This window comes from Limnohabitans sp. YIMB22184, from assembly GCF_048020265.1.
GTDB lineage: Bacteria > Pseudomonadota > Gammaproteobacteria > Burkholderiales > Burkholderiaceae_C > Limnohabitans_A.
Map to the genome: position 1 here is coordinate 1,239,330 of NZ_CP171843.1, position 16,859 is coordinate 1,256,188.

15 protein-coding genes are annotated in these 16,859 nt (G+C 60.9%); 10 read left to right on the forward strand and 5 right to left on the reverse strand.

Annotated elements, in window-relative coordinates; all coding sequences use genetic code 11:
• The first annotated feature begins 30 nt into the window (after positions 1-30).
• The gene (gene clpA / locus ACHEXL_RS05905) at positions 31-2,370 is read left to right on the forward strand and encodes an ATP-dependent Clp protease ATP-binding subunit ClpA (protein ID WP_416561073.1); all 2,340 of its coding nucleotides are present in this window, start codon (positions 31-33) and stop codon (positions 2,368-2,370) included.
• 103 nt (positions 2,371-2,473) lie between these two features.
• Here the strand turns inward: clpA and ACHEXL_RS05910 are convergent, their stop codons facing one another.
• Positions 2,474-3,448 (reverse strand): NADPH:quinone oxidoreductase family protein, encoded by a 975-nt coding sequence (locus ACHEXL_RS05910; protein WP_416561074.1) that lies wholly within the window; start codon positions 3,446-3,448, stop codon positions 2,474-2,476.
• Positions 3,449-3,577: 129 nt separating this feature from the next.
• Between ACHEXL_RS05910 and surE the strand changes: the two genes are divergently transcribed.
• From surE to rlmD, 5 genes are all read left to right on the forward strand, one after another.
• Positions 3,578-4,354 carry a 5'/3'-nucleotidase SurE gene (gene surE / locus ACHEXL_RS05915; RefSeq protein ID WP_416561075.1) on the forward strand — a complete coding sequence of 259 codons (777 nt, stop codon included), beginning with the start codon at positions 3,578-3,580 and terminating at the stop codon, positions 4,352-4,354.
• On the forward strand, positions 4,351-5,172 hold the full coding sequence (locus ACHEXL_RS05920; protein ID WP_416561076.1) for a protein-L-isoaspartate(D-aspartate) O-methyltransferase: 822 nt from the start codon (positions 4,351-4,353) through the stop codon (positions 5,170-5,172). The genes surE and ACHEXL_RS05920 overlap by 4 nt, the downstream gene beginning before the upstream one ends.
• A 15-nt stretch (positions 5,173-5,187) precedes the next feature.
• Positions 5,188-6,036, forward strand: a complete 849-nt coding sequence (locus tag ACHEXL_RS05925; RefSeq protein ID WP_416561077.1) for a peptidoglycan DD-metalloendopeptidase family protein — start codon at positions 5,188-5,190, stop codon at positions 6,034-6,036.
• Between the two features lie 11 nt (positions 6,037-6,047).
• Positions 6,048-6,833: a 3'-5' exonuclease gene (locus ACHEXL_RS05930; protein ID WP_416561078.1), complete on the forward strand. Its 786-nt coding sequence runs from the start codon at positions 6,048-6,050 to the stop codon at positions 6,831-6,833.
• Between the two features lie 65 nt (positions 6,834-6,898).
• Positions 6,899-8,335 (forward strand): 23S rRNA (uracil(1939)-C(5))-methyltransferase RlmD, encoded by a 1,437-nt coding sequence (gene rlmD / locus ACHEXL_RS05935; protein WP_416561079.1) that lies wholly within the window; start codon positions 6,899-6,901, stop codon positions 8,333-8,335.
• A gap of 85 nt (positions 8,336-8,420) precedes the next feature.
• On the opposite strand, the gene ACHEXL_RS05940 is transcribed toward rlmD, so the two are convergent.
• Positions 8,421-9,116 (reverse strand): Bax inhibitor-1/YccA family protein, encoded by a 696-nt coding sequence (locus tag ACHEXL_RS05940; protein ID WP_108426249.1) that lies wholly within the window; start codon positions 9,114-9,116, stop codon positions 8,421-8,423.
• A gap of 183 nt (positions 9,117-9,299) precedes the next feature.
• Between ACHEXL_RS05940 and ACHEXL_RS05945 the strand changes: the two genes are divergently transcribed.
• Positions 9,300-9,707, forward strand: a complete 408-nt coding sequence (locus ACHEXL_RS05945; RefSeq protein ID WP_416561080.1) for a GlcG/HbpS family heme-binding protein — start codon at positions 9,300-9,302, stop codon at positions 9,705-9,707.
• A gap of 106 nt (positions 9,708-9,813) precedes the next feature.
• Here the strand turns inward: ACHEXL_RS05945 and ACHEXL_RS05950 are convergent, their stop codons facing one another.
• Both ACHEXL_RS05950 and ilvD read right to left on the reverse strand, forming a co-directional pair.
• Positions 9,814-10,119 (reverse strand): c-type cytochrome, encoded by a 306-nt coding sequence (locus ACHEXL_RS05950; RefSeq protein ID WP_416561314.1) that lies wholly within the window; start codon positions 10,117-10,119, stop codon positions 9,814-9,816.
• Positions 10,120-10,138: 19 nt separating this feature from the next.
• A complete protein-coding gene (gene ilvD, locus ACHEXL_RS05955) occupies positions 10,139-11,842 on the reverse strand; it encodes a dihydroxy-acid dehydratase (protein ID WP_416561081.1) in 1,704 nt (567 codons plus the stop codon).
• Positions 11,843-11,945: 103 nt separating this feature from the next.
• Here ilvD and lgt point away from each other — a divergent pair, with 103 nt between their 5' ends.
• From lgt to ACHEXL_RS05970, 3 genes are all read left to right on the forward strand, one after another.
• Positions 11,946-12,743 (forward strand): prolipoprotein diacylglyceryl transferase, encoded by a 798-nt coding sequence (lgt, locus tag ACHEXL_RS05960; protein ID WP_416561082.1) that lies wholly within the window; start codon positions 11,946-11,948, stop codon positions 12,741-12,743.
• A gap of 88 nt (positions 12,744-12,831) precedes the next feature.
• The gene (locus ACHEXL_RS05965; RefSeq protein ID WP_416561083.1) at positions 12,832-13,827 is read left to right on the forward strand and encodes a Bug family tripartite tricarboxylate transporter substrate binding protein; all 996 of its coding nucleotides are present in this window, start codon (positions 12,832-12,834) and stop codon (positions 13,825-13,827) included.
• A 75-nt stretch (positions 13,828-13,902) separates the two neighbouring features.
• Complete coding sequence (locus ACHEXL_RS05970) at positions 13,903-15,468, forward strand: malonate--CoA ligase (RefSeq protein ID WP_416561084.1); 1,566 nt, start codon at positions 13,903-13,905, stop codon at positions 15,466-15,468.
• Between the two features lie 66 nt (positions 15,469-15,534).
• On the opposite strand, the gene ACHEXL_RS05975 is transcribed toward ACHEXL_RS05970, so the two are convergent.
• On the reverse strand, positions 15,535-16,836 hold the full coding sequence (locus tag ACHEXL_RS05975) for an ABC transporter substrate-binding protein (RefSeq protein ID WP_416561085.1): 1,302 nt from the start codon (positions 16,834-16,836) through the stop codon (positions 15,535-15,537).
• Between the last annotated feature and the right edge of the window lie 23 nt (positions 16,837-16,859).

Genomic DNA, 16,859 nt, shown 5'->3' on the forward strand with positions numbered 1-16,859 from the left:
TATCTCTCAGCAAGGCAAAAAGGAAATCACATGATTGCCCAGGAATTGGAAGTCAGTTTGCACATGGCCTTTGTTGAGGCCCGTCAGCAGCGCCACGAGTTCATCACGGTTGAGCACCTGCTGCTGGCTTTGTTGGACAACCCCAGCGCCGCCGAAGTGCTGCGCGCTTGCGCGGCCAACATCGATGATTTGCGCAAAGCCTTGAGCAATTTCATCAAGGACAACACGCCCCAGGTGGCAGGCACCGAAGAGGTGGACACCCAGCCGACTTTGGGTTTTCAGCGCGTGATCCAGCGTGCCATCATGCATGTGCAGTCCACAGGCAGTGGCAAAAAAGAAGTGACCGGCGCCAATGTGCTGGTGGCCATTTTTGGTGAAAAGGATTCGCACGCCGTGTATTACCTGCACCAGCAGGGCATCACCCGACTGGATGTGGTGAATTTCATCGCCCACGGCATCCGCAAAAGCGACCCGCCAGAAGCTGCCAAATCGGCCGAAAACCCTTCGAGCTCTGAGGGCGAAGAGGGTGGCAATGGCGGTGAGCGCAATGAAAAAGCCTCGCCGCTGGAACAGTACACCAACAACCTGAACCAGGCGGCTAAGGACGGCAAGATCGACCCGCTGATCGGTCGCGAATACGAAGTCGAGCGCACCATTCAGATCCTGTGCCGCCGCCGCAAGAACAACCCGCTGCTGGTGGGTGAGGCGGGTGTGGGCAAAACCGCGATTGCCGAGGGTCTGGCTTGGCGCATCACTCAGGGCACGGTGCCGGACATCCTGGCCGAAGCCACGGTGTATTCGCTGGACATGGGCGCATTGCTCGCCGGCACCAAATACCGGGGTGACTTTGAGCAACGTCTGAAAGGTGTGCTCAAGTCACTCAAGGACAAGCCCAATGGCATTTTGTTCATTGACGAGATCCACACCCTGATCGGTGCGGGTGCGGCTTCGGGCGGCACTTTGGATGCATCCAACCTGCTCAAGCCTGCGCTGTCCAGCGGTCAGCTCAAGTGCATCGGCGCGACCACCTTCACCGAGTACCGTGGCATCTTCGAAAAAGATGCCGCCCTGTCCCGCCGCTTCCAGAAGGTGGATGTGGTCGAGCCCACCGTGTCCGAGACGGTGGATATCCTCAAAGGCCTCAAGAGCCGTTTTGAAGACCACCACAGCGTCAAATACACGATTGCCGCTTTGCAGGCCGCGGCCGAGCTGTCGGCCAAGTTCATCAACGACCGACAGTTGCCCGATAAGGCGATTGACGTGATCGACGAAGCCGGTGCCGCCCAGCGCATCCAGGTGGCTTCCAAGCGCAAAAAGACAATTGGCAAAACCGAGATCGAAGACATCGTGGCCAAGATCGCTCGCATCCCGCCTGCCAATGTCTCGAACGACGACCGCAGCAAGCTGCAAACCATCGAGCGCGACTTGAAGTCGGTGGTGTTCGGACAGGATAAGGCGCTGGAAGTGCTGGCCTCGGCCGTCAAGATGGCCCGCTCGGGCCTGGGCAAGACCGACAAGCCGATTGGCTCTTTCTTGTTCTCCGGCCCCACGGGCGTGGGCAAGACTGAGGCGGCCAAGCAACTGGCCTACATCCTGGGCATTGATCTGATCCGCTTCGACATGTCTGAGTACATGGAGCGCCATGCGGTCAGCCGCCTGATTGGCGCGCCTCCGGGCTATGTGGGCTTTGACCAGGGCGGTTTGCTGACCGAAGCCGTGACCAAGAAGCCGCACTGCGTACTCTTGCTTGACGAGATCGAAAAAGCTCATCCGGACATCTTCAACGTGCTGTTGCAGGTGATGGACCACGGCACATTGACCGACAACAACGGGCGCAAGGCCGACTTCCGCAACGTGATCATCATCATGACCACCAACGCAGGAGCCGAGACCATGAACAAGGCCACGATTGGTTTCACCAACCCGCGTCAGGCCGGGGACGAGATGGGCGACATCAAGCGCCTGTTCACGCCCGAGTTCCGCAACCGCCTGGATGCCATGGTCAGCTTCAAGCCGCTGGACGAGCAGATCATCCTGCGCGTGGTGGACAAGTTCTTGTTGCAACTGGAAACCCAGCTGGGCGAGAAGAAGGTGGAAGTCACCTTCACTGATGCGCTGCGCAAGTTCCTGGGCAAGAAGGGCTTCGATCCGCTGATGGGCGCCCGTCCGATGCAGCGCCTGATCCAGGACACGATCCGTAAGGCGCTGGCCGACGAGTTGCTGTTTGGTCGCCTGACCGACGGGGGCCGCCTCACGGTGGACATCGACGCCAAGGACGAAGTGCAGTTGGACATCACGCCCAACCCCAAGAAGGAAAATCGTGCTTCTCGCTCGGAACCCACCGAGCCCGAAGAAGCCACGGCCAGCTGAGCATCTGCTGGCTCTGGCCTGCGCAGCAGGCCAAAATGAAAGGAGGCCATTCAGGCCTCCTTTTTCTTTGGCAAAAGCCCGAAGCAGGCAGCGCTGCTTGGCTTCAGTTGACCATGACCAGCTTGCCTTTGACGCTGCGCGAGCCCATCAAGGTGTAGGCGGCCTTCAGGTCGTTCATGGGCAAGGTCCGGTCAATCACCGGCTTGATCTTGCCTTGTCCGTACCACTGGGCCAGTTCACCCATCATGGCCGCGTTGGCTTCGGGCTCTCGTTTGGCGAAGTCACCCCAAAACACGCCCACCAAAGAAGCACCCTTGAGCAAAGGCAGGTTCAGGGGCAGGGCAGGGATGGGGCCACCGGCAAAACCGACTACCAGATAGCGGCCACGCCAGGCAATGGAGCGGAAGGCAGGCTCGGCCAGATCGCCACCTACCGGGTCGTAAATCACGTCCGGGCCGCGGCCTTCGGTCAGTGTTTTCAGGGCTTCGCGCAGGTTCTCGCGGCTGTAATTGATGGTCGCGTCGGCGCCCAATGCGGTGCACAGGTCGCATTTCTCGTCGGTGGACGCCGCCGCAATCACTTTGGCCCCCATGGCCTTGGCAATCTGAATGGCCGCTGTGCCCACACCGCCTGCGGCACCCAAAACCAGCACCGTCTCCCCGGCTTTCAGGGCCGCGCGGTCGACCAGGGCGTGGTGCGAGGTGGCATAGGTCATGATGAAAGCCGCACCATCGATGGCCGAAAACCCATCAGGCAAAGGCATACACAGTTTGGCCGGTGCCAGCGTATGGGTGCCAAAGCCCCCGGTGCCCGACAGGCAGGCCACGGTTTGTCCGACTTTCAGGTGTTGGACGCCTTCACCCAGGGCTTGCACCACACCCGCATACTCAGAGCCCGGCACGAAGGGCAGCTCGGGCTTCATCTGGTACTTGTTTTGGACAATCAACAAGTCGGGGAAGTTCAGGCTGGCTGCCTGTATTTGAATGAGGACCTGTCCTGGGCCAGGCGTGGGCGTGGGCAGTTCTTTCCAGGTGAGCGCGTCTACCCCGATGGGGTTCTCGCAAAGCCAAGCGTGCATGCGTTTTCTCCTTCTAATCTGCTTCATGAAATCGTCATGCATCTTAGGCAAACCGGGGCGCACAGCCATGTCCCCCGAGCGACCAAGGCAGGGGGCCGCCTACAATCAAGGCTTGCACAGGAACACAACATGAAAATTCTCATTTCCAACGACGATGGCTTCCGCGCCGAGGGAATTGTGGCCCTTCACAAGGCGCTCCAAAGCATCGCCGATGTGGAGGTGGAAGTGGTGGCGCCCGAGCACAACAACAGCGCCAAATCCAATGCGCTGACCTTGCACACACCCTTGTACGTGCACCGCGCCGACAACGGCTTTCGTTATGTGAATGGCACGCCTGCGGATTGCGTGCACATCGCACTCACGGGCTTGCTGGGTTATCGCCCCGATTTGGTGATTTCTGGCATCAACAACGGGGCCAACATGGGCGACGACACGCTGTATTCGGGCACCGTGGGCGCGGCCATGGAAGGCTATCTTTTCGGCATTCCGGCCATCGCCGTGTCCCAAATCGACAAAGGCTGGGCGCACTTGGATGCCGCGGCCGCTCAAGTCAAGCTCTTGGTGCAGCAAATGCGATCGGGTGACTTGATGGGCACCCGGCCCTGGCTGCTGAATGTGAACATCCCCAACCTGCCTTTGGCGCAGATCAAAGCCCCCAAGCTGTGCCGCTTGGGCCGCCGTCACGCGGCCGAGCCGGTCATCACCCAGGTGGACCCCCGTGGCCAGACCATGTACTGGATTGGCAATGCCGGCCCTGCCATGGATGACAGCGAGGGCACCGATTTTCATGCGGCAGGTTTGGGCCATGTGGTGGTGACCCCGCTCAAGGTGGATTTGACTGAACACGCCCATCTGGACCATTGGTCCCAGACCTTTGATCGTTTGTTCCCCCAGGGCCATGCATGAGCCAGCGTCCTGGTTTTCCAGTCAAGTTGTCGCAAACCGGGGCCTCGGGTACGGCACGCAAAACACCTTCGCCTGTGTCGGCGCGATCATCTGCTCAGCTGAATCCGGTGGTGACGTCCAGCCAGGCCGTGCGCACGGCAACGCCGCGCACAGCCTCGCCAGTTTCGGGCTTGGGTTTGGAGTCTGGCGCCGTGCGGGCACGCATGGTGCGCAAGTTGGCCGAACAAGGCGTGCAGGACGCCCGGGTGCTGGAAGCCATGGGCCAGGTGGAGCGACACCGTTTTGTGGAAAGCGCCCTGGTCAACCAGGCTTACGAGGACACCAGTTTGCCGATTGGCCTGGGGCAGACCATCTCGAAACCCAATGTGGTGGCGCGCATGGTCGAATTGCTGTGTCAGAACGTGCCGGGCAAATTGGGCCGAGTTCTGGAAATCGGCACCGGCTGCGGGTACCAGGCTGCTGTGCTCAGCCATGTCGCCACCGAGGTGTACAGCATTGAGCGCTTGCGCGGTCTGCACGAAAAAGCCCGAACCAACTTGCGCCCTTTCAGGCTGCACAATGTGCACCTGATTTTTGGCGATGGCATGCTGGGGTATCCCAAGGGGGCACCTTATGCCGGGATCATTTCGGCCGCGGGCGGTGACGCCGTGCCGGACGCCTGGCTCGATCAGTTGGCCACAGGCGGGCGTTTGATCGCACCGACCATCACTCCGGCAGGCCATCAGGCGCTGGTGGTGGTGTTGAAAACTGCGCAGGGCTTTGAGCGTCAGGTGCTCGAGGCGGTGCACTTTGTGCCTCTAAAATCAGGCGTCGCCTAACTAGGTAAAAACCCGATGACTTCACTCCTACCTTTTCGTCCCCTGGTTTTGACAACATTGGCCGTGGCACTGCTGAGCGCCTGCACCTCGTCTGTTCGGGTGCTTGCGCCAGTGGAAGACCGGGGGGGGATGAGCCGTACCCCTCAAACGTCGTCCAGCCCCGTGACGACCGCATCGGGTGAGGCAAGCCCGGCCTTGCCGGGCAGCGAAAATGCCGGCAAGCCCGGTTACTACACCGTGCAGCGAGGCGACACGCTGACCCGCATCGGTCTGGACAACGGCCAAGGCTGGCGCGATTTGGCCCGCTGGAACAATCTGACCAACCCCGACCTGATCGAAGTGGGTCAGGTCTTGCGCGTGGCCCCACCTGGGGCTGCTGTTGAAAACTCCGGCGTGGTGGTTCGCCCGATCGCGCCTTCGGGCAACACCTCTGCCACGGCCACACCGCCTAAGCCCGAGCCTGCACCGGCTGCACAAAACGGCTCGCTCAGCGACGAAGGCCTGGGCTTCATGTGGCCCGCAAATGGGGTGCTGATTGCCGGATTTGACGAGGCCAAAAACAAAGGCCTCGACATTGGGGGCAAAGCGGGCGACCCCGTGATGGCCGCTGCCGATGGGCAGGTGGTCTATGCCGGCTCTGGCCTGCGTGGCTACGGCAACCTGATCATCCTCAAACACAACAACACGTTTTTGACGGCTTATGCGCACAACCAGGCTTTGCTGGTCAAAGAAGACCAAAAGGTGCGCAAGGGCCAAAAAATTGCGGAGATGGGCAAGTCAGATGCGGACCGTGTCAAACTGCACTTCGAAGTGCGCAGACAAGGCAAGCCCGTGGACCCGGCCAAGCTTTTACCCGCACGCTGAGCGGCACGTCCATGCCGTGGCCCGTCCTGGTTTTTGATATTGAAACCATCCCGGACATGGCCGGCTGGCGTCGCTTGAATCCGGTGCCTGTCGATGTGACCGATGCCCAGCTGCATGCGCAGTGGCAGGCCGAGCGGGCTGCGGAGGGCAAAAGCGATTTCATGCCCCTGTACCTGCAGCGCATCCTGTGCATCAGCTGCGTGTTTCGCAATGCCGAGGGCTTGCGGGTGCATTCCTTTGTAGACCGTGATGGGCAAAGCGAAGCCAAGGTGGTGCAGACGTTTTTCAACGCCATCGAAAAACACGCCCCCCAGCTGGTCAGCTGGAACGGCAGCGGTTTTGATTTGCCGGTGCTGCATTACCGGGGCCTGATGCACGGCGTGGTGGCCGACAAGTACTGGGACTTGGGCGACGATGACCGCGAGTTCAAGTGGAACAACTACATCTCGCGCTACCACATGCGCCACCTGGACCTGATGGACTTGCTGGCTAAATACACCCCCAAAAATAACGCCCCCATGGACGCACTGGCCAAGCTGTGCGGCTTTCCCGGCAAGCTGGGCATGGACGGCGCGCAGGTCTATGCGCAGTTTCAGGCGGGGCACACCGAAGACATCCGGCGCTATTGCGAAACCGATGTGATGAACACCTATTTGCTCTACTGCCGCTTTCAGAAAATGCGCGGCGGCTTCACCGCGGCCGAGTACGCGCAGGAAATCGCCTTTGTCCAAGACGAGTTGGGCAACTTGGCTCCGCAAGAGCCGCACTGGCAGGAATACCTGCAAGCCTGGACCTGAAGTTTCCCTGCGAAACTGTGCGTTGGGCCCTCAATCCGGGCCTCACATCCTGAGACAATCAGGGAATGAGCGAACCCGACATTTCCCTATCCCAAGCCCACGCCGACGAACCCAGCCACTCCAGCGCCGACCTGCCCGAGGGTTGGCTGCGCGTGGGCTCCCTGGACATGGATGCCCAAGGCATTGCACGCCGACCTGACGGCAAAGTGGTGTTCATTGAAGGCGCTTTGCCTTTTGAGTTGGTGTCGGTCAACGTGCACCGCAAAAAGAACAACTGGGAGCAGGGCACCGTCACCCAGATCCACCACGAGTCTTCCCAGCGTGTGCGGCCGGGCTGCCCGCATTTCGGTTTGCATGCAGGCGCCTGCGGCGGCTGCAAGATGCAGCACCTGGAGGCCTCGGCCCAGGTGGCAGTCAAGCAGCGCGTGCTCGAGGACAACCTGTGGCACCTGGGCAAGGTCAAACCGGAAACCTTGCTGCGCCCGATCGAGGGACCGACCTGGGGCTACCGCTACCGCGCCCGCCTGTCGGTGCGTTATGTGATCAAAAAAGGCGAAGTGCTGATTGGTTTTCACGAGCGCAAAAGCCGTTACATCGCCGACATGAAAGTCTGCCCGGTCCTGCCGCCCCATGTCAGCCGCATGCTGCTGCCATTGCGGGCACTGATTGGCCAGATGGAAGCCCGCGAAACCTTGCCCCAACTGGAGCTGGCCTGCGGCGACGAGGTCACGGCCTTGGTGCTGCGGCATCTGGAGCCTTTGAGCGAAGGCGACAAAGCCTTGCTGCGGGCATTTGCCGCCGAGCACCAAGTGCAGTGGTGGTTGCAGCCCAAAGGCCCGGACACGGTGCATTTGCTCGACGAGGGTGGGGCGCAGCTCAGTTATGGCCTGCCCGACTTTGGCATCATCATGCCGTTTCGGCCCACCGATTTCACACAGGTCAACCCCTTCATCAACCGCGTGCTGGTGGCCCGCGCGCTGCGCCTGCTGCAAGCACAAAAAAATGAGCGGGTGATCGACTGGTTCTGCGGTCTGGGCAATTTCACCCTTCCCATCGCCACGCAAGCGGCGCAGGTGCTGGGCATCGAGGGTTCCGAGACGCTGGTGGCCCGTTCACGCGACAACTACGCGCGCAACCAGGCCACCCGGCCCGCAGGCCAGGCCCTGGCCCCCACGCAGTTTGTGGCGCGCAATTTGTTTGAGATGACGCCTGAGATGCTGGTGGCCGATGGCACCGCCGACAAATGGCTGGTGGACCCGCCGCGCGAAGGTGCTTTTGCCCTGAGCAAGGCGCTGGCCGAGCTGCACGAAAACCAGGACCTGCGCCAGGGCTGGACACCGCCGAAGCGTATCGTTTATGTGAGCTGCAACCCCGCCACGCTGGCCCGTGACGCCGGCATTCTGGTGCACCGTGCCGGTTACCGCTGTGTGGCCGCAGGCGTTATCAACATGTTCGCGCACACGGCCCATGTTGAGAGCATGGCGGTGTTCGAGTTGGCCTGAGACCCCTGGGTCTTTTGGCAGGCCACCGGCCCTGCACCCACAAAAAAGGCTCCCGAGGGAGCCTTAGTTTGGAGGGGGGCGCGAATCAGTCGCGCTCACCGCCCATGATGCCCAGCAAAGCCAGCAGGCTCTGGAACACGTTGAAGATGTCCATGTACAGGGCCAGTGTGGCGCTGATGTAGTTGGTCTCGCCGCCGTCGATGATCTGTTTCAGGTCGTACAGCATGTAGGCGCTGAAGATGCCGATGGCCATGACCGAGATCACCATCATGCCCACGGTTGAGCCGACAAACACGTTGATGATGCCGCCGATCATGATGGCCAAGGCCCCGACAAATAGCCACTTGGACATGCCCGACAGGTCACGTTTGATAGTGCTGGCCAGGCTGGCCATGACGAAGAACACGCCAGCGGTACCCGCAAAGGCGGTCATCACCAGGTCGGCGCCGTTCTTGAAACCCAGCACCATGGCGATCATGCGCGAGAGCATCAGGCCCATGAAGAAGGTGAAGGCCAGCAGCACAGGCACGCCAGCGGCCGAGTTTTTGGTTTTCTCGATGGCGAACATGAAGCCGAAGGCACCCGCCAGGAAGACCACCAGCCCGACGCCGCCCGACAGCGAGCGGGTGATGCCGGTGCTCACGCCCAGCCAGGCGCCCAAAACGGTGGGCAGCAAGCTCAGGGCCAGCAGCCAGTAGGTGTTGCGCAGCACGCGGTTGCGTGTGGCCAGATCAGTGCCGTGGCCCCAGTCTGTGGTGTTCAGTGTGCGAAGGTCGCTCATGCTTGTCTCTCCTGTTCAAACCCTGATTTCAGGGCCATTGCATTGTAGGGTGAGGCTGCTCACTGACCCCAATATCCGCGCCGGCATGGGGTTATCCGGGTGAATCAGTTTTGCGCAGGGGTGTGCAATGGCGGTCGTGCGCCCGTGTATCCTTGCGGTTTTCTAAACTGACCAGTCCACACCATGAAAACTCAAGCCAGCCTCGAACTCTCTGATGTCAAAGCCATTGCCGCTGCGGCCGAAGCCGAAGCCCTCAAGAACAACTGGGCGGTGAGCATCGCTATCGTTGATGCAGGCGGCCATTTGCTGCACTTTGCGCGTCTGGATGGCGCAGCGCCTGTGTCCGCGCACATCGCCCCAGCCAAAGCCCACACCGCGGCTCTGGGCCGCCGCGAGACCAAGGGCTACGAAGACGTCATCAACGGCGGCCGCACCTCGTTCCTGTCGGCCCCGACCATCCAGGGCATGCTCGAAGGGGGTGTGCCGATCATGAAAGATGGCTTTTGCCTGGGCGCGGTCGGCGTCAGCGGTGTCAAGTCGAACGAAGACGCCCAGATCGCCAAAGCCGGTATCGTTGCCATTGGTTTGTGAGGGCCTGGGTGGGCGGCGCATGCTGCCCACAGATCGCCACAGCTGTCGCTGAACACAACAAAAAGCCGCTCCAGGGAGCGGCTTTTTGCTGTGAGCGCGGTGCGCATCAGGGTGTGTTCAAAATCCACAAGGCCAGTTTTTGGGCATCGGCATCACTGACCTGCGGGTTGGCCGGCATCATCACTTTCCCCCAGACGCCCGAACCTCCTTGTTTGATCTTGCGGGTCAGGTGCTCGACCGCGGTCTTGTCGCCTTTGTACTTGGCGGCCACATCCTTGAAGGCCGGGCCCACCACTTTGCGCTGAACGCCGTGGCAGCCCATGCAGCTTTTGCTCGTGGCCAGGGCCTGGTCGGCCATGGCAGGAGCCACGGCCAACAAGGCCAGTGCGCCGGTGACCAGGATGCGCAGCATGCGGGTGGCTTTCACGGGATCAGTACAGGTCCAGCACGGCACCTTTGCTGGCGCTCGATGCATTGAAGGCGAACTTGGCCTGCACACCCCGGGTGTAACGGGGCTCAGGGGCTTTCCAGCCTTCGCGGCGCTTGGCCAGTTCGGCTTCGGGCACGTTCAGCTCCAGGATCAGTTGGTGCGCGTCAATGGTGATGCTGTCGCCCTCGTGAACAAACGCGATCGTGCCGCCTGCAGCAGCCTCAGGGGCGACGTGGCCCACCACCATGCCCCAGGTGCCGCCGGAGAAACGGCCATCGGTGATCAGGCCCACGCTTTCGCCCAGACCGGCACCAATCAAAGCGCCCGTGGGGGCCAGCATTTCGGGCATGCCGGGGCCGCCCTTGGGGCCGAGGTAGCGCAAAACCATCACATCACCGGCCTTGATCTTGCCCGCCAAAATGGCTTGCAGGGCCGATTGCTCGTCGTCGAACACACGGGCGGGGCCGGTGATGACGGGGTTTTTCAGGCCGGTGATCTTGGCCACAGCACCTTCGGGCGACAGGTTGCCCTTGAGGATGGCCAGGTGGCCTTCGGCGTACATCGGCTTGTCAATCGGGCGGATCACGTCCTGGTCGGCGCGGGGCGTGTCGGGCACGTCCTTCAGGTTTTCGGCCACGGTCTTGCCCGTGATGGTCATGCAGTCACCGTGCAGCAAGCCGGCCTTGAGCAGGACCTTCATGACTTGCGGGATGCCGCCGGCCTGGTGCAGGTCCACCGCCAGGTATTTGCCGCTCGGTTTGAGGTCGCAAATCACAGGCACTTTTTTGCGCATGCGCTCGAAGTCGTCAATGGTCCAGTCCACGCCCGCAGTGTGGGCGATGGCCAGGAAGTGCAGCACCGCGTTGGTCGAGCCGCCTGTGGCCATGATCACGGCCACGGCGTTTTCGATGGCTTCCTTGGTGACGATGTCGCGGGGCTTGAGATCGTTCTTGATGGCTTCGATCAGCACCTTGGCCGATTCCTTGGCCGAGTTCTGCTTTTCGTCGTGCGGGTTGGCCATGGTCGACGAGTAGGGCAGGGACATGCCCAGCGCCTCGAAAGCCGAGGACATGGTGTTGGCGGTGTACATGCCGCCGCAAGAACCTGTGCCGGGAATGGCGCGTTTTTCGATTTCCTTCAGGTCGAAATCGCTCAGCTTGCCTGCAGCGTTTTCGCCGACGGCCTCGAACACGCTCACGATGTTCAGGTCTTTGCCCTGGTAGCGGCCTGGTAGGATGGTGCCGCCGTAGACATAAATGGCCGGCACGTTGGCACGCAGCATGCCCATCATGCCGCCGGGCATGTTCTTGTCGCAGCCGCCGACCACCAGCACGCCGTCCATCCACTGGCCCTGCACGCAGGTCTCGATGCAGTCCGAGATCACCTCGCGGCTGACCAGCGAGTACTTCATGCCTTCGGTGCCCATGGCCATGCCGTCGGAAATGGTGGGGGTGCCGAAAATCTGGGCGTTGCCACCGGCTTCTTCGATACCCGCCACGGCCGCGTCGGCCAGCTTTTGCAGGCCGCTGTTGCAAGGCGTGATGGTGCTGTGGCCGTTGGCCACGCCGACCATGGGTTTGACGAAATCGCCTTCTTCATAGCCCATGGCGTAATACATCGAGCGGTTCGGGGCGCGAGATTTGCCCTGTGTGATGTTGGCGCTGCGGCGGTTGATGGGGGTGATCGGGATGATTTTGTCGCTCATGGTGGTGTCTAGGTAGATGCCCAAAAGAAGGTCGCCACATTCTAACGGCCGCTTGCTGGGCCTAGGTGTCCGGTCGGAGGCATGGCCGGTGCACAATCCGGGCATGCTGATCCATCCTCAAATTGACCCCGTTGCCTTGCAACTTGGCCCCTTGGCCGTCCATTGGTACGGCCTGACTTATCTGGCCGCTTTTGGCTTGTTTTTCTGGTTGGGCACACGCCGTTTGGCGCATTTGCCGTTCAAAAATCTGCCGCAATGGCAAAAACGCGATGTCGAGGACATCCTGTTTTTGGGTGTTCTTGGAGTCATCTTGGGCGGGCGAGTGGGTTATTGCCTGTTTTACAAACCGGCTTATTACCTGTCCAACCCCCTCGAAATCTTCGCGGTTTGGCAAGGCGGCATGAGTTTTCATGGTGGCTTGCTGGGCGTGATGCTGGCCATGGTCTGGTTTGCCCGCACGCGCCAACGCCCGTTTTTGCAGGTCATGGACTTTGTGGCCCCTTGCGTGCCCACGGGCCTGGCGGCGGGGCGGGTGGGCAACTTTCTGAATGGCGAGTTGTGGGGCCGTGTGGCCGACCCTTCCTTGCCTTGGGGCATGGTGTTCCGGGGAGCGGGCGATTTGCCGCGCCACCCCTCGCAGCTTTACCAGATCGCGCTGGAGGGCTTGCTGCTGTTTGTTTTGCTGTGGTGGTTTGCCCGCAAAGACCGCCCAACGGGTCAGGTGTCGGGCGCATTTTTGCTGGGCTATGGCTTTTTCCGGTTCGTGGCCGAGTTTTTCCGCGAACCCGATGCCCATTTGGGCCTCTTGAGCCTGGGCATGAGCATGGGGCAATGGCTGTGTGTGCCCATGATGCTGGGGGGCGTGGTGCTTTGGGTCTGGAGCCGCAAGACGTCCGGGTGACACCGGGCAGCTTCCAGTGGCTAAAACGTCTGGGCAAGTTGCCACGACTCGCCTTATGATGCGGGCACCTAAAACGAGGAGACATTTCATGACCGTTCAGTTCAACGCGCAACAGCGTCGGGATTTTTTGAAGAGCCTCGCCGCCCTGTCCGGCAGTTTGCCCCTTTGGGCACAAGCCCAAAGCAGTTGGCCAAGCAAGCCGGTGACCATGGTGGTGCCCTTTCCGGCAGGCGGGGGCACCGATGCTTTTGCCCGTCCTCTGTCGGCCCAATTTGCCAAGCTCACCGGCAAACAGCTGATCGTCGACAACCGGGGCGGCGCAGGCGGTACCCTGGGCGCCGGGGTGGCGGCCAAGGCGGCGCCCGATGGTTACAACCTGTTCATGGGCGCTGTGCACCACACGATTGCGCCCAGCATGTACCCCAAACTGGATTACGACCTGGAGCGTGACCTGGTGCCCTTGATCCTGGTGGCCAACGTGCCGCAGGTGTTGGTGGTCAACCCCAAGAAAGTCCCGATGGCCGATTTCAAGGCCTTTCTGGAGATGGTCAAAAAGAACCCCGGACGCCTCAATTACGGTTCAGCAGGTGGTGGCACATCCCACCACTTGGCGGGCGAGTTGTTCAAGTTGCAGACCAAGACCTTCATCACCCACATCCCTTACCGCGGCGCAGGCCCGGCTTTGCAGGACCTGATCGCGGGCAATGTCGACATGATGTTCGACGGTCTGGGTTCTTCGGCTGCCCACATCAAAGGTGGACGCATCAAGGCGATGATGGTCTCGGGGGCCAAGCGCAATGCGGCATTCCCTGACGTGCCTTGCTCGGCCGAGTTGGGTCTGCCCGATTACACCGTCTCGACCTGGTACGGCGTGTGGGCACCCAAAGGCACGCCAGCGGATGCCCAGGCGCGGGCCATCGAAGAAATCCGCCGTGCCTGCCAGACCGACGAAGCCAAAGCCGTCTGGGCCAACCAGGGCGCTGACTTCCCCAACCTGACTACCACCCAGTTTGACGCTTTCATCAAAAAAGAGCTGGCCAAGTGGTCGCAGGTCGTCAAGGCCTCGGGGGCCAAGCTCGACTGAGCCCGGCATTGAATGAGGAATGGGCCTGTGATCGGGCCCTTTTTCATGCTTTTTTCACGTTGTCACTTTGAAACCATGACCCACCAGAACCTGTTTTCGGCCCTGCGGGCTGCTTTTCCTGCCGACCTGACTGCGGTGGCGATCGAAACCGACGAGGGCTTGCGCTACAGCTGGCAAGACCTGGACCGCGCCACGGCCATGATGGCCAATTTGCTGCAATCGCTGGACTTGCCCGCAGGCAGCCGCGTGGCGGTGCAGGTCGAAAAATCGGTCGAAGCGATGATGCTTTACCTGGCGACCTTGCGTGCTGGTTATGTGTTCCTGCCGCTCAACACCGCCTACCAGAGCGCCGAGATCGAGTATTTCATCGGCAATGCCGAACCGGCTGTCGTGGTTTGCAGCCCGGCCAACTTTGGCTGGGTCAGCAAGATCGCTTTCAAAGCGGGCACGCAGCATGTGTTCACCTTGAACGACGACCGCACGGGCAGCTTGCTGGAGCGTGCTGCACACCATAGCGACCAGCACCAGGCAGTCGCCCGCCAAGCCGATGACCTGGCCGCAATCCTCTACACCAGCGGCACCACCGGCCGCAGCAAGGGCGCCATGCTCACGCACGGCAACATGCTCAGCAATGCGCTCACACTCAGGGATTACTGGGGCTGGACGAAGACCGGTGGGCCTGAAGGCCGTGGCGATGTGCTGATCCATGCCTTGCCCATCTTCCATGTGCACGGTCTGTTTGTGGCCATCCATGGGGCCCTGATCAACGGCAGCAAGATGATCTGGATGGCCAAGTTCGACCCCAAACGCGCCATTGCGCACATGCAACATGCCACGGTGTTCATGGGCGTGCCCACGCTGTATGTGCGCATGTTGGCCGAGCCCACGCTTGACAAGGCGGCTGTTAGCAGCATGCGCCTCTTCATAGCAGGCTCAGCCCCCTTGCTGATCGAGACCTTCACAGAATGGCAGCAGCGCACCGGCCACACCATTTTGGAGCGCTACGGCATGAGCGAAACCGCCATGCTGACCTCCAACCCGTATGCGGCGGACAAGCGTTACGCCAACCAGTCCGAGCGACGCGGCGGCACCGTGGGCTTTCCTTTGCCCGGCGTGTCCTTGCGCGTGCGCGGCGACGACGGACAGGACTTGCCGGTGGGCGAGATCGGCGGTATCCAGGTCAAAGGCCCCAATGTGTTTAAGGGCTACTGGCGCATGCCCGAAAAAACCGCCGAAGAATTCACCGCCGATGGCTATTTCAAGACCGGCGATGTGGGCAAGGTCGATGAGCGGGGCTATGTGACCATCGTCGGCCGCAGCAAGGACCTGATCATCAGCGGCGGCTACAACGTGTACCCGGCCGAAATCGAAGGCTACATCAACGAGATGAAGGGCGTGGCCGAAAGCGCGGTGGTGGGCGTGCCCCATCCGGATTTTGGTGAGGTGGGCGTGGCCGTGGTCATCGCCAAGCCCGGGGCCAGCGTGCAGCCCGAGGCGATTTTGGCTGAACTGAAGGCCAAGCTGGCCAATTTCAAAATCCCCAAGCGTTGCTTTGTGGTGGCCGAGTTGCCGCGCAACACCATGGGCAAGGTGCAAAAGAACTTGCTGCGCGAGCAGCACAAGGCGCTGTTTTTGGCCTGAACCGCTGAGGCCATGAGCCTGCAGCGACGCGCCGCCAAAGCGCGATGCAGCCGCTGCGGCTCGGGCTTACTTTAGATAAGTGTTTTTCTCGTGCACGCTCTGGATATGCCGGGCCGCTTGCTCCGGCGTGATGTCCTGGTTGATGACTTTCACGTTGGCGTACCAAAGCTCCTCTTCCATCGATGGCCAGACCCGGTTGATTTTTTGGGCGTTCAGACGGATCGTGTCCTGACATTCTTGGCGCCAGTTGAGCATTTCCTGCCCCAGCGGGTCATTGACCTTGACCGGGTGATCCGACAGTGGAAAGTAACCCGCCAGAGTGTCGGTGAGCAGTTGGGCAAAGTCGGCTGTGCCCAGCCAGGCGATGAATTTCAACGCCGCAGCCTGGTGCGGGCTGTTTCGGTTCACGCCGATGCCAAAGTCGGGGTGGACCGAAATGTGGCAAGTCTGCCCAGCCTGCTTTAGCGGGGGCTTGAAAACACCCAACTCAATGGGGGTTTTGTAAGCAAAACTGGTGCTTCGCAAAAAATCGATGTCCCAAGAGCCTGTCGGAAAAACCGCGGCATGTCCAGTGGCGAACAGCAGCTGCACATCGGCATTGGACATGCTGTTTTGCCTGGGGTGCATGTGTGGCTTGAGCTTGGCCATCATCTCCCACGCTTTGATGAAGCCGGGGTCTGTGAATTTGGCCGTTCGCTGGATCAGTCCCAGCCGGGCTTTTTCGCCACCCCAAAAGTTGGGGCCCATGCCGGTGAAGACGACTTGGGTGGACTCCCACATGTCGGCGGTGCCCAAAGCCAGGGGCGTGATGTTGCCGGACGCGCCGATGGTGCCCAGTAAACGCAGAAACTCATCTACCGTGACGGGCGGGGTTAGGCCCAGATCCTTGAAAACTTTCTTGTTGTAAAACAAGCCGTGCATCACAAAAGCCACCGGCAAACAATAAGTGGTCTGGCCGTCGTCTGTGGTCCAGGCTTGTCGCGCCTGCGGGCTGAAGTTCTCCAGTTCACGCGCTTTCAATGGCAGCAAATAGCCTTTGGCGTGCATGCGCACGCTGCCATCAAAGGGACGGCAAAACACCAAATCGCCAGCGCGTCGGGTGGACAGGCGGGACTCTACGCGAGCATCGTAGGCCAGCGGTTCTTCTGCCCTGAAGCTCAGGCGAATACCAGGGTGCTGCCTTTGGAAGGCCGGGATCAGCACTTTGTCCCACAAAAGCTGGTCGTCCTTGCGCCAACTTTCGATCACCAAATCTTGCGCAAACGCCGCGCTGGCCATCACGGTCAGCGCCAGCCATGCCCATGCCAGACATAGGAACCAGCTGGGGTGGTGCTGCGGGAGGATGTGACTTTGTTGCGTGCGAGTCATGTCTGCCAAGTCCTAAAAATGTA

Coding starts and splice junctions, on each gene's coding strand:
- ACHEXL_RS05975 (WP_416561085.1), bottom strand. CDS start 16,836: ATGACTCGCACGCAACAAAGTCACATCCTCCCGCAGCACCACCCCAGC.
- ACHEXL_RS05945 (WP_416561080.1), top strand. CDS start 9,300: ATGAAAACTCAAGCCAGCCTCGAACTCTCTGATGTCAAAGCCATTGCC.
- ACHEXL_RS05970 (WP_416561084.1), top strand. CDS start 13,903: ATGACCCACCAGAACCTGTTTTCGGCCCTGCGGGCTGCTTTTCCTGCC.
- rlmD (WP_416561079.1), top strand. CDS start 6,899: ATGAGCGAACCCGACATTTCCCTATCCCAAGCCCACGCCGACGAACCC.
- ACHEXL_RS05910 (WP_416561074.1), bottom strand. CDS start 3,448: ATGCACGCTTGGCTTTGCGAGAACCCCATCGGGGTAGACGCGCTCACC.
- ACHEXL_RS05920 (WP_416561076.1), top strand. CDS start 4,351: ATGAGCCAGCGTCCTGGTTTTCCAGTCAAGTTGTCGCAAACCGGGGCC.
- ACHEXL_RS05965 (WP_416561083.1), top strand. CDS start 12,832: ATGACCGTTCAGTTCAACGCGCAACAGCGTCGGGATTTTTTGAAGAGC.
- lgt (WP_416561082.1), top strand. CDS start 11,946: ATGCTGATCCATCCTCAAATTGACCCCGTTGCCTTGCAACTTGGCCCC.
- surE (WP_416561075.1), top strand. CDS start 3,578: ATGAAAATTCTCATTTCCAACGACGATGGCTTCCGCGCCGAGGGAATT.
- ACHEXL_RS05930 (WP_416561078.1), top strand. CDS start 6,048: ATGCCGTGGCCCGTCCTGGTTTTTGATATTGAAACCATCCCGGACATG.
- ACHEXL_RS05950 (WP_416561314.1), bottom strand. CDS start 10,119: ATGCTGCGCATCCTGGTCACCGGCGCACTGGCCTTGTTGGCCGTGGCT.
- ACHEXL_RS05940 (WP_108426249.1), bottom strand. CDS start 9,116: ATGAGCGACCTTCGCACACTGAACACCACAGACTGGGGCCACGGCACT.
- clpA (WP_416561073.1), top strand. CDS start 31: ATGATTGCCCAGGAATTGGAAGTCAGTTTGCACATGGCCTTTGTTGAG.
- ACHEXL_RS05925 (WP_416561077.1), top strand. CDS start 5,188: ATGACTTCACTCCTACCTTTTCGTCCCCTGGTTTTGACAACATTGGCC.
- ilvD (WP_416561081.1), bottom strand. CDS start 11,842: ATGAGCGACAAAATCATCCCGATCACCCCCATCAACCGCCGCAGCGCC.